This is a genomic window from Novosphingobium sp. CF614, from assembly GCF_900113255.1.
In the GTDB taxonomy this organism is placed as follows: domain Bacteria; phylum Pseudomonadota; class Alphaproteobacteria; order Sphingomonadales; family Sphingomonadaceae; genus Novosphingobium.
The window spans coordinates 48,132-59,741 of the sequence record NZ_FOOR01000019.1 but is presented as its reverse complement, the minus strand read 5'-3'; the positions used below and the strand labels follow the sequence as shown (position 1 = coordinate 59,741).

The window sequence follows — 11,610 nt, the reverse complement described above, 5'->3', positions numbered from 1 at the left end:
GCCATCGCTTCCTCCTCACTTGCGAGGAAAACAGCGAATCACACTCGGAAACCTACCGCAAGACCTCCTGAGTCAGTTGATCAAGCCGAGCGTATTATACCAAGTCTCTTGAAGCGAGACTCAATCTTGTTTCCTTCGCCGCCTCATGGGCGACGAAGGGAAGGGGGATGGCCCAGGGACTGGGCACTTCGGACTTTCCGTTGCGGGACGAAGCATCAACGGGCGTCGGTTGTCGGCATTCAGCCTCTCTCGATATAGGCGCGCCAACCACCGAGGTGGGTGATGTCTTCCGCGCCGGTCATGGCGCGGGGCTCGGCGACGAAGCCCTTGACGCTGGTGCCGTCGTCCAGAGTCACCGTTCCTATCGCCAGCGGCGCCGGGACTTCCACGACGAAGCTGCCGAAGGCGGCGACGTCAAGTTCGTAGACCTCGACCGCGATGGGGCCACCGTCCTGGCTGTGTACCAGCGCCGGCTTGGGCGGGACGCTGTCCGCCATCGCATAGAGGCGATAGGTCGGCGCGGTCTTGCATGCGCCCACGAAGGTCGCGTTCCGTGAGGTCAGCTGCCAATGCAGCGGCATGCCGTTGAGATGCGCACCGACGACGGCAAGTTTCACGCTTTGCATTTTTCCCTCCATATCGAGCGGCGGCGGGCGAGGCAGGTCGGCCGCCGCGAGATAGCTGTCCGCCGCGGCCAGCAGGCCGCGGTCGCTGTCGGCGGGGCCGATCAGCGTGATGCCGAAGCCGGTTCCATTTGATCGAATGCCGGCGGGCACGGCCACCGCCGCCATGTCGAGCAGGTTCACGAAATTGGTGTAGAGGCCGAGATTGCTGTTGAGCGCGATCGGCGCCGCCAGCAGTTCCGCGACGCGATAGGTCGTGCCGGTGGTCGGGAAAGCGAGCATGTCGATCGCCTCCCACAGTCCATCGGCATGACGTTTCAGCTCGGCAAGGCGGTAGATGCCGTTGAACAGCTCGACCGCGCTCACGGCGGCGCCCGGTTCGACCACGAGCCGGACCGTCTCGTCCATGGCGTCGGGGTTGCTGGCCAGTATGTCGGCCATGGCGGCGGTACGCTCGGCCACCCATGGTCCGCCGTAGAGCAGGCGCGCCGCCTCCAGCAGGGGCGTTATGTCCATCTCGACTATCTCAGCCGTCGCCGCCAGCGTGTCGAGCGCGCGATCGTAGAGATATTCGGACTCGCTGTCGCCGAACCATACGCGCTGTTCGCGGCGGGGCACGCCGATGCGGCCTGGCTGGACCGGCCGGTCGGCCAGCGGCTTTGAAAAGGGATCGGCCGGATCGAAGCCCGCGACGACGTCGTCGACCAGCCGTGCGTCCGCCACGGTATCGGCGAACACGGTGATGCAGTCGAGCGTGCGGCACGCCGGGACGAGGCCGCGCGTGCTCCACCGGCCCTTGCTGGGCTTCAATCCCACCAGATGGTTGAAGGCGGCGGGCACTCGGCCCGAACCGGCGGTATCGGTGCCCAGCGCGAAGCCGACAAGCCCGGCCGCCACCGCGACCGATGACCCGGAGCTGGAACCGCCACTGACATAGGCCAGGTTGTAGGCGTTGCGCGGAATGCCATAGGGGCTGCGCGTGCCGACGAGCCCGGTCGCGAACTGATCGAGATTGGTCTTGCCGATGCAGATCGCGCCGGCCGCGCTCAGCCGCTCGACGACGCTCGCCGATGCGGCGGGCCGATAGGCGAACGCGGGGCAGGCCGCCGTCGTCTCGAAACCGGAAACGTCGATGTTGTCCTTTACCGCGAAGGGCACGCCGGCGAGGGGCAACCGCTCACCGGCCGCGATGCGGCCATCCACCGCGCGGGCTGCGGTGCGCAGGTCGTCGGGCGCGATCCGGCTGATCCATATCTGCGGCTGAACGGCGTCATAGGCCGCGAGGCGGGCGAGGGTTTCCTCCGCCACGGCAAGCGCGCTCGATTTCCCGCCGTTGACGGCGGCGGCGGTCGCGGCGACGGCGAGCCGGTTTAGCGGCCGGTTTGGGGCGGTCATGGATGCCGCCTCAGCGCCAGCATCGGAGCGCCGGGCTGCAAGGATTGTCGTTCCTGCATGTAGAGCGCGGCAATCGTGCCGCTACCCGGACTTTCCAGTGGGCATTCCATCTTCATGGCCTCTATCACTGCGATGATGTCCCCCGTTTTGACCTTGTCGCCGGGCGCCACCAGCAGTTTCCAGACGCTGCCTCCAAAGGGGGCCTCGATCAGGTCGGCGCCGTCCGGGACTTCGATGGCCGCCATGGGAAGCGCGCCGGTTTCCGCGTCATCGGCCAGATCGGTCACACGGTCGAATTCGCCGCCCCGCTGCCATTCGGCGCGTTCTTCATCGAAAGCGGCCTGGCGCCGTGCCTCGAAGCTCGTGATCGAGGCCCTGTTTTCCGCGAGAAAGGCGCGATAGTCGGCCAGGCGGAATTCCGACTGTTCGACAGGAATGGAGCGGCGGCCGCTGGGGAAGTCGCGGCGCCACTCCGCCAATTCCTCGGCGCTCACCTTGAAAAAGCGGATCTGATCGAAGAAGCGCAGCAGCCAGGGTTTGCCTTCTATGAAGGCATCCGTCTGCCGATGCGTGTTCCAGATCTGAATGGTGCGGCCGAAAAGCTGGTAGCCGCCGGGGCCTTCCATTCCGTAGATGCACATATAGGCGCCGCCGATGCCCACGACATTGGGCGGGGTCCAGGTACGGGCCGGATTGTATTTGGTGGTGACCAGCCGATGGCGGGGATCGACCGGCGTCGCCACCGGCGCGCCAAGATAGACATCGCCCAACCCCAGGACGAGATAGCTGGCATCGAAAACAATGCTTTCGACCGCGTCGGCATCGGACAGGCCGTTGATGCGCCGGATGAACTCGATATTGTCCGGGCACCAGGGCGCGTCGTCGCGGACGGCGCCCATGTATTTCTCGATCGTCTCGATGGTGGCCGGGTCGCGCCAGCTGAGCGGGAGATGGACGATACGGGAAGGGACCGAGAAATCCTCCAGATCTCCCAGCCGTTCCTCCGCTTCCATCAGGGCCGCCAGCGCGCCGCGCTGATCGAGTACCCTGCCATCGAAATGCAGTTGGAGCGAGCGGATGCCGGGCACGATGTCGATGACGCCGGGCAAGGCCAGCTGCTCGAGTTCGGCCATGAGCGCGTGGACACGAATGCGCAGCTCGATGTCCAGCACGATGGGGCCATATTCGACCAGGATGTTGCGGTCGCCCTGCTGTCGGTAGACCACGCGCGGACGGGTTCCCTGCCCCGGGATATCGGCAAGGATCGGCGACAGGGTATCGATATCGCGCGATGGTTCTTCCGGGGATGATATCTCCGCCGGGACCGACATCAATGGAACCTGGTCCGCCGCGGCGGCGTCTTCAAGCGTGACAGGCACGAACCGCAGGCGGTCGCCGGGGGCGAGTTGCCCGATCTTCCAGCGATCCGCCGCGATCACCACGAACGGGCAGACGAACCCGCCCAGCGAGGGGCCGTCGGGGCCGAGGATGATCGGCATGTCGCCCGTGAAGTCCACCGCCCCGATCGCATAGGGATTGTCATGGATGTTCGAGGGATGCAGGCCCGCCTCGCCTCCGTCGGTCCGTGCCCATTGCGGCTTCGGCCCGACCAGGCGGACGCCGGTGCGGTTGCTGTTGTAGTGCACCTGCCAATCGGCGGCGAGGATCACGTTGATATCGTCATCGGTGAAGAAGTCGGGCGCGCCGTGCGGGCCGTAGAGAACGCGCAGCGTCCAGGTATCCGCGAAGGGCGGCACGGGCAGCGGCGCGGGGGGCGTGCCCACGTCCGTTCCGCCCAGATGCAGCGTGTCGCCCGCGAGCAGCCGCCGCGCCGCATGCCCACCGAACTGGCCGAGCTCGAAAGTGCTGTGGCTTTGAAGGTAGGGCGCAATATCGAGACCGCCGGCGAACAGGATGTAGCCCCGCATCCCGCCGCCGCCGACGCTGCCGAGCGCCAGCGTCTGACCTGCCATGACATCGACGGCAATGCCGCGTTCGATCGGTGTGCCGTCCAGCCTGGCACCGAAATCGGCGCCGGTCAGGCACAGGCGCGCGGGCGCGTTGAAGAACAGGGTCGGCCCGCTGACGGTGATTTCCAGTCCGGCCGTGCCCTCGGCATTGCCGAGCAGCCGGTTCCCGATACGGAAGGACTTGTCGTCCATCGGGCCGGACGGCGGAACGCCGATGGCCCACAGGCCCTGCCGGCCGGGCCAGTCCTGCACCGTGGTCGCGGTGCCGCCGCCGATCACGCGGATGCTGCGCGGGCGATAGGCGACCGTGTCGAGCAGGCGGGTCGAGACCTCGCCATCGACGAACGGCCCGGTCCGCACGACCTCTCGCAGCCAGCGCAGGTTGGTTTCGATGCCGTCTATCCGGCTTTCGTCGAGCGCGGCCTGCATGGCCGATATGGCGGCTTCGCGCGTGGGGGCATGAACGATCAGCTTGGCGAGCATCGGGTCGTACCAGGCGCTGATGGCGGTGCCGGCCATGCACCAGGTTTCGGCGCGAATGCCCTGCGGGAAGCTGACCGCGGTCAGCGTGCCCGATGTGGGACGATAGTCGAGGGCGGGATCCTCGGCATAGAGGCGCACTTGCACGGCATGGCCGCGCGGCATCGGCGGTTCGGCGTCCAGGAACGAGAAATCCCCCGCCGCACCGCGTATCATCCATTCGACGAGATCGATGCCCATCACCTCCTCGGTGACGCCATGTTCGACCTGAAGCCGGGTGTTCATCTCCAGGAAGAAGAATTGCTGCCGTTCGGCATCGAAAAGGAATTCCACCGTGCCGGCGGAGCGATAGCGGGCGGCTTCGCCCAGGCGGACGGCGGCGGCGATGAGTTCGGCGCGTATGGCGGCCGGCAGCAGCGGCGCGGGCGCCTCCTCGACGACCTTCTGGTTTCGGCGCTGAAGCGAGCAGTCGCGTTCGCCCAGGGCCATGACCCGGCCGGTGCCGTCGCCGAATATCTGGACTTCGATGTGGCGCGCGCGCCCGACATAGCATTCGAGGAATACGCCGGCATCGCCGAAATTGCCCTCGCCCAGGCGCGCGACACCCGCGAAGCCTTCGCGCACGGCCGCCTCGTCCTCGCAGATGCGCATGCCGATACCGCCGCCGCCGGCGGTGGCCTTCAATATGACCGGATAGCCGATCTTCCGCGCGGCACTGGCGGCTTCTTCCTCGTCCGTGAGCAGGCCGGTCCCGGGGGCCAGCGGCACGCCATGCTCGGCCGCCAGCGCGCGGGCGCTGTGCTTCAAGCCGAAGGTGCGGATATTTTCCGGCGTGGGGCCGATGAAGACGATGCCGCCAGCGGCGCAGCTTTCCGCGAACTCGGCATTCTCGGCCAGGAAACCATAGCCCGGATGGATCGCACCCGCCCCGGTCTCCCGCGCCGCCGCCAGGATCGCGGCGGTATCGAGATAGCTCTCCGACGCCGGGGCGGGGCCGATGCAAACCGCCAGGTCCGCCTGCGAAACGTGGAGCGAGCCGACGTCCGCGTCCGAATAGACGGCGACCGAGCGCAGGCCCATTTGGCGCAAGGTACGGATGATCCGGGTGGCGATCGCCCCCCGGTTCGCCACCAGGACCGTATCGAAGCTCATGCGGTGACGATCATCCTTACGGGCGTGGGGTTGAAGGCGTTGCAGGGATTGTTGATCTGCGGGCAGTTCGACACGACGACGACGACGTCCATCTCCGCGCGCAGATCCACCGTCAGCCCGGGCGCGGAAATGCCGTCGACGATGCCCAGCGCTCCGTCTTCCTCGACCGGCACGTTCATGAAGAAGTTGATGTTGGAAACGATGTCGCGCTTGCCCCGGCCTTCGGTCAGATTAGCCTCGAGGAAATTCTCGACGCAGGCATGCTGGGACTTGGTGTGGTGGCCATAGCGCAGCGTGTTGGATTCGCAGGAACATGCACCGCCGATGGTGTCGTGATAATCGACGGAGGTGGCGACGATCGTCATCATCGCGCGTCCTTCGTTCGATCGCAGCACGGTGCCGGTGCGCAGGAACAGATTGTGCTGCGCGGCAACCGTGTCCTGCGCGCTGTAGCGCTCGGCATCGTCGGCGGCGGCATAGAGGAGAAAGTCGACGGCCTGATTGCCCTCCAGATCGACGATGCGAAGGGTCTGGCCAGCAGCGACACGGTGCAGCCACGGCGCCCGGGCCGGCACGATCTCATCATGGACGACAGTGCCGGAAAGGCCCGAGATATACGGGTCTATGGTCATTTCGGCCTCTTCCTTCCTAGCGACGGAAATAGTCTTCGACGTTCAGGAAGGCGCGCAATCCCTCCGGCGTTGCGTTGCGGACGGGATCGTCGGCGGGGGTGAGGGCGCCGCGCCAGGCCGAAACGCGCAGCGGCGTCACGGTCCATTCCTCGCGCGGATCGAGAACATGCGGGCAATTGGCGATGACGACGATCACGTCCATCTCGGCGCGCAGGACCATGGCACGCCCCGCGTCATAGGGACCGACAAGCGGCGTGATGGTCCCGTCCGCCTCGATCCGCGTGCCCTTGAACAGGTTCACGCAAGGATGGACGTCCCGGCGTTGCAGCCCATGCTTCGCCGCCCCCAGCAGCAGGCGGTCGCGTCCGTTGGGAAAGGCTCCGCTGTTGCGGCCTTCGCCGTATTTCGCATGGTTGATCGCGGCATTGGAGGTGCCGCAAAAGGCGTCATGAGTGCCTGCCTCATCCTCCAGGATGCTCATCAGCACGCGCCCCATGTCGGACAGCAACAGCTTGCCGGCGCCCAGATAGGCATTCCACTGGATCTTCACCGTGTCCGCGACATTGAGCCGCTCGGCCGGCATCTCGGCATTGAAGATCAGCACCGACGCGCAGGCGTCTCCCTGCAGGTCGATCAGGCGCAGGCGGGACCCGCGCGGGAGCCTGCGTGTCGCATAGCCGCCCGCCGCGATCGTCTCTTCCCAAAGCAGGTCTTGCGCGGGCACGCCGGCGGGAAGGTCGTCGGCGACCGGCGGCAATAGCGGCATCGCCTCCACAACCGTTCCCGCCATGGCGCGGGCATGGTCGCGGGCAGCCATGGGGTCGGCAAGCGGCCGTGTCATGCCGCGACTTCCTTGCTTGTCCGGCTCTTGCCGGAGGGCGCGGTATCATTGCTTTCCACGCCGTCCTGCTCGTGAAGCGGCGGGAGCAGGGCGGTCGTGGTGACAAGCTGCAGTTGCTGCACGCCGCGGATGCCGCGCAGGGCATCGCACAGCTCCTTCAGTCGCATGGCCGGGCCCTGCACCAGCAGCACTTCCAGCGACTGGTCGTCCTCGAGAAATACATGCTGGGAAGAAATGACTTCCTTCAGGTACTCGGCCTGGGTCTGGGCCAGCTGCTGCCGCACCCGCCCCCGGTCCCCCCGATAGACCAGCGTGATCGTGCCCGCGAGCATGGCTTCGGGGCGGGTCAGCGCTTCATGTTCGGCGAGCGCATGGCGGATAAGCTCGGCGATCAGCTGCGATCGGGAAGGCAAACCCCGTTCGCTGACCATCACGTCCAGTTGGCGAAACAGCTCTGCCGGAAGGCTCATGCTGAGCCGGGCGAGATTGGCGGGTTCGGTGCTCATGTTGCGGTCTTCTCAATTATTACAAAAATCGTCAAGTGTAATACTTACGTCGGTGACGGCAGGGGCTGGAGCCCGTTTGGTGAGTGGCAGATCATAGACCGCCGTTGCCCCGAAACGATGGGGAGCGTGCGGATCGCGGCGGCGCTTGTCCAAGGTCAGGACGCGGGTGCCGAGAGAGAAGGCCTCCCTTATATCATGCGTGACCATGATGACAGTCAGGGAATAGTCGTTCCATAACCGGGTTATGAGAGCGTGCATGTCCGCCCTTATCCCCGGGTCGAGCGCGCCGAAGGGTTCGTCGAGAAGCAGGATGCGCGGCCGCTTGATAAGGGCCTGCGCGATGGCGAGCCGCTGCTGCATCCCGCCCGACATCTGTGTGGGATAGAGGTGCAGGCTGTCGCCAAGGCCGACCGCCGTCAGCATCTCCTCCGCCTCCGCGATCGCGGCGCGGCGTCGTGCGCCGAACAGCCGCGCGGTAAACGGGGCCCGCGCGCATTCCAGCCCGAACAGGGTATTGCCCAGGACGGACAAGTGCGGAAACACGGAATAGCGCTGGAACACGACGCCGCGATCCGGCTCGCATTCGGGCTTGAGCGGCGCACCGTCCAGCAGGATCGAACCGCGCGTGGGCACTTCCTGGCCCAGCACGACGCGTAGCAGGCTGCTCTTGCCGGCACCCGAGGGCCCGATGATCGAGACGAAGGAGCCCGCTTCGATATCGAGATTCACGCGTTCCAGGACGACCTTGTCGCCATATTCGACCCAGACGTCGCGCAGGCTCAGCAGCACGCTCAATGGTTCGCTCCGTGCGCCCAGGGGAACAGGCGGCGGCTGGTCCATGTCAGGAGCATGTCCATCACTATCGCCAGCAGCGCGATCCAGGCGACATAAGGCAGGATGATGTCCATCGACAGATAGCGGCGGACGAGAAAGATGCGATAGCCCAGTCCGATGTCGGACGCGATCGCCTCCGCAGAGATCAGGAAGACCCAGGCTGGACCGAGCGACAGGCGCACCGCCTGGATCAGGCGCGGCATCGCCTGCGGCAGCGCGACGCGCAGGATCAGTTGCCAGCTGCTGGCGCCGAGCGTTTGCGCCTTGACGATCTGCTCCCGCGGCAAGGCGGCGACATGGGCCGCGACGTCGCGGATCATGAAAGGCGCTATGCCGACGACGATCAGCGCCACTTTCGCGGTCTCTCCAAGCCCGAAGGCGATAAACAATATCGGCAGCAGCGCGATGGGCGGGATGACGGCGATCCCCGTCACCAGTGGGCCGAAGGTGGCTCTGACCGGGGGCAAGGTGCCCAGCAGCAGGCCCACCAGCAGTGCCGAGAGGGTGGATATGCCAAGGCCGATGCCGAGCCGCTGCAGGCTGGCGAGGGTGTCTGCCCAAAAGACCAGCCGCCCGGAAAGCAGATCGGGTTGGAACAGCAGCGCTGACATCGCCTCCGCCATGCCGCCGGGCAGCGGCAGGATCTTGTCGTTGGGATTGTCCGCATGGCGGCTGGCTGCAACCACGAGGTAGAGCAGCACCAGCAGCACGATCGGTATCGCGCCCAGAAGGATGCCGTTGCCCCGCTGGATGCGTCGGTTCACCCAGCGCATGATGTCATATCCTTGATACGCTCGCGCCGTTCAGAGCTTACCGTCGGCGGCCATCTGCATATAGCTTGCATCGAAGCGCAAAGTAATATGGTTGGCATCGCCCAGGGTCTTGTTGCCTGGAAAGGCCATGCCGACCACGTCGGCGGATTTCGCGCCCTGGCCGAAGAGACCCTTGGAATAGCTGAAATCCCGCACACGCGTCATGGTGGTGATGAGGGCTGGCGCGGAAGCGGCCTGCACCGCCGCTTTCGGATCGGCGTAGAGATAGGTGGTGGACAACTGGCCGTCGAAAGCCTCCGGCGTGCTGCCGGCCAGTTTCGCCATGGCTGCCCGTGCCGCTTTTCCTTCCGCGTCCTGCCGCTGCATCAGCGCGGTCGTCTCGTACCAGATTCCGACCAGTGCCTTGCCGAGATTGGGATTGGCCTTCAGCGTCGCGGTGTCGACAACCAGCAGGTCGAGTATCTCGCCCGGGATGTCGGCGGAGCTGAAGACCTGCTTCACGCCCGGCATGGCCTTCATGACGGAAAGCTGCGGATTCCAGGCGACGGCGGCCGTCACTTCGGGAGCCACGAAGGCGCCGACCATGTCCGCGTCCGACGTGTTCACCGTCTTGACCGAGGTCAGCGGCATGCCGATGGAATCGAGACCGCGCGCCAGCAAGTAATGCGAGACCGAAAGCTCGACGAGATAGACTTGCCGGCCCTTGATGGCGTCAAGCTTGTCCGCGCCTTTCAGCAGGATCCCGTCATTGCCGTTCGAATAGTCGCCGACAATGATCGCGCTGGTATCCTTGCCGCCGGCGGCGGGAATGGTGAGCGCGTCCATGTTCGCCACCGTCACGCCGTCCAGCCGGCCGGCCGTGTACTGGTTCACCGACTCTACATAGTCGTTCACCTGGACGATGTTGATCTTGAGGCCGTATTTGTCGGCCCATTTCTTCACGATGCCGGCCTGCTGGGCATAGGGCCAGGGCATCCAGCCCGCATAGATCGACCAGCCGATGTTGAATTCCGTGCGCGGTTTCGGCGCGTCGCTCGATGTCGGCGAGCAGGATGCCGCCATCAGCGCGCAAGCCAGCAATGCCATTCTTCCCGCGACGCGAATCCCGTTGAGCATGATTCGACTCCTTCCGCAGCGCAGCATTGCCGCAAAGCCGGGCTTTGTCCAAGCGATATTATTACTGTTGCGATGATTGGTAATATCGCTACCATTCGCTCCATGATGCGGTTCCGACGGGGCCGGACATGGGGAGGACCGGACAAAGCCAGGCTACGGCCGTTTCCTGGAGAATTCGATGGCGCAAAGCTCGACCTACAACCCCGCACTGTCCGGCAATCCGCAGTCGGCGACCGGGCGTACCTATCCCAACGGCAATCCCGACCTGGGGTACAATCCCGCCGGGGTTCGCAACACCGACAGCGCCCTGCCGCTGCATCGCAAGGGGGCGGTGGTCCACAATTACGCCTGCGACGGCCCGGCGCCCGGCAATCTGGGCTTTCGCTGGACTTACGGGTCCAACGTCGCTGCCAAGAACCGCGATCCCCGCGTCCAGGTCGTGCAGTACAATGAAGACAGCTTCGTTCTGCGGCAGAATGTCTGCGTGCATTGGGAAGCGCCGTTCACCTATCTGCTGTTCGGCAACGCGGGCGCCTTGCTGATCGACAGCGGCGCGACCGCCGATGCGCGGCATTATCCGCTGCGCGAGACGGTGGACGCCATCATCGCGCGCTGGGGGCAGGCGCGGGGACGGAGCCGGATTCCCCTGACCATCGCGCTGACATCGGGCGAGGACGTCGCGCAAAACCAGGGTCTCGTCCAGTTCGCGGGACGGCCGGATACCACGATCGTCCCGAAACCGCTGGAAGTGATGAAGCGCTTTTACGGGTTCGGGGGCAGCTGGCCCTCCGGCACGGGCAGGATCGATCTCGGCGACCGCGTGATCGAGGTGATCCCGACGCCGGGCACGCACAAGGACGGCGTCAGTTTCTACGATCCCTATTGCGATTTCCTGTTCACCGGCGACCTGCTGTTCCCCGGCAAGATCAATATCGGCAATGACAGCGACTTCATCGCCTCGCTGGAACGGCTCAAGGGCTTCGTGGCCAGCCGGCCGGTGAAATGGATTCTCGGCGGCCATGTCGAGATGATGTTCGTGCCCGGAAAATATTACCCGCGCTTCGCGACCTACAAACCTTACGAGCGCGTGCTGGAGATGGGCCCGGCGCTGATCGACGAGGCGATCCAGTATGCCCGTGAAGTCAAGGGCAAGGACATGATGCTCATCCGGCCTGATTTCGCGCTCTTCAATGGAGTCAGTCCCGACCAGCGAACACGGGTCTGGCCCGAAGGCGTCCCCAAGATCGACCCGCCGCACCCGTTCTGACGACTCCCCTTTTTTGACGAC

9 protein-coding genes are annotated in these 11,610 nt (G+C 65.4%); 1 reads left to right on the top strand and 8 read right to left on the bottom strand.

Annotation, left to right across the window (positions count from 1 at the left end):
- Positions 1-239: 239 nt before the first annotated feature.
- Genes atzF through BM052_RS15875 form a run of 8 tightly spaced genes read right to left on the bottom strand, consistent with a single transcriptional unit; the run spans position 240 to position 10,322 of the window.
- On the bottom strand, positions 240-2,018 hold the full coding sequence (atzF, locus tag BM052_RS15910) for an allophanate hydrolase (RefSeq protein ID WP_091148484.1): 1,779 nt from the start codon (positions 2,016-2,018) through the stop codon (positions 240-242).
- The gene (gene uca, locus BM052_RS15905) at positions 2,015-5,620 is read right to left on the bottom strand and encodes an urea carboxylase (RefSeq protein WP_091148482.1); all 3,606 of its coding nucleotides are present in this window, start codon (positions 5,618-5,620) and stop codon (positions 2,015-2,017) included. Before uca ends, atzF begins: the two co-directional genes overlap by 4 nt.
- Complete coding sequence (locus BM052_RS15900) at positions 5,617-6,252, bottom strand: urea amidolyase associated protein UAAP2 (RefSeq protein WP_091148480.1); 636 nt, start codon at positions 6,250-6,252, stop codon at positions 5,617-5,619. The genes uca and BM052_RS15900 overlap by 4 nt, the downstream gene beginning before the upstream one ends.
- A gap of 16 nt (positions 6,253-6,268) precedes the next feature.
- Positions 6,269-7,093, bottom strand: a complete 825-nt coding sequence (locus BM052_RS15895; protein ID WP_091148478.1) for an urea amidolyase associated protein UAAP1 — start codon at positions 7,091-7,093, stop codon at positions 6,269-6,271.
- Positions 7,090-7,599 (bottom strand): CopG family ribbon-helix-helix protein, encoded by a 510-nt coding sequence (locus BM052_RS15890; protein WP_091148476.1) that lies wholly within the window; start codon positions 7,597-7,599, stop codon positions 7,090-7,092. The genes BM052_RS15895 and BM052_RS15890 overlap by 4 nt, the downstream gene beginning before the upstream one ends.
- 12 nt (positions 7,600-7,611) lie before the next feature.
- Complete coding sequence (locus BM052_RS15885; protein WP_091148475.1) at positions 7,612-8,394, bottom strand: ATP-binding cassette domain-containing protein; 783 nt, start codon at positions 8,392-8,394, stop codon at positions 7,612-7,614.
- Complete coding sequence (locus BM052_RS15880; RefSeq protein ID WP_091148473.1) at positions 8,391-9,206, bottom strand: ABC transporter permease; 816 nt, start codon at positions 9,204-9,206, stop codon at positions 8,391-8,393. Before BM052_RS15880 ends, BM052_RS15885 begins: the two co-directional genes overlap by 4 nt.
- A gap of 30 nt (positions 9,207-9,236) precedes the next feature.
- Complete coding sequence (locus BM052_RS15875) at positions 9,237-10,322, bottom strand: putative urea ABC transporter substrate-binding protein (protein ID WP_091148472.1); 1,086 nt, start codon at positions 10,320-10,322, stop codon at positions 9,237-9,239.
- A 178-nt stretch (positions 10,323-10,500) separates the two neighbouring features.
- Between BM052_RS15875 and BM052_RS15870 the strand changes: the two genes are divergently transcribed.
- Positions 10,501-11,589, top strand: a complete 1,089-nt coding sequence (locus BM052_RS15870) for an MBL fold metallo-hydrolase (RefSeq protein ID WP_091148470.1) — start codon at positions 10,501-10,503, stop codon at positions 11,587-11,589.
- The last annotated feature ends 21 nt before the right edge of the window (positions 11,590-11,610 follow it).

Coding starts and splice junctions, on each gene's coding strand:
- atzF (WP_091148484.1), bottom strand. CDS start 2,018: ATGACCGCCCCAAACCGGCCGCTAAACCGGCTCGCCGTCGCCGCGACC.
- BM052_RS15875 (WP_091148472.1), bottom strand. CDS start 10,322: ATGCTCAACGGGATTCGCGTCGCGGGAAGAATGGCATTGCTGGCTTGC.
- BM052_RS15870 (WP_091148470.1), top strand. CDS start 10,501: ATGGCGCAAAGCTCGACCTACAACCCCGCACTGTCCGGCAATCCGCAG.
- BM052_RS15900 (WP_091148480.1), bottom strand. CDS start 6,252: ATGACCATAGACCCGTATATCTCGGGCCTTTCCGGCACTGTCGTCCAT.
- BM052_RS15890 (WP_091148476.1), bottom strand. CDS start 7,599: ATGAGCACCGAACCCGCCAATCTCGCCCGGCTCAGCATGAGCCTTCCG.
- BM052_RS15895 (WP_091148478.1), bottom strand. CDS start 7,093: ATGACACGGCCGCTTGCCGACCCCATGGCTGCCCGCGACCATGCCCGC.
- BM052_RS15880 (WP_091148473.1), bottom strand. CDS start 9,206: ATGCGCTGGGTGAACCGACGCATCCAGCGGGGCAACGGCATCCTTCTG.
- uca (WP_091148482.1), bottom strand. CDS start 5,620: ATGAGCTTCGATACGGTCCTGGTGGCGAACCGGGGGGCGATCGCCACC.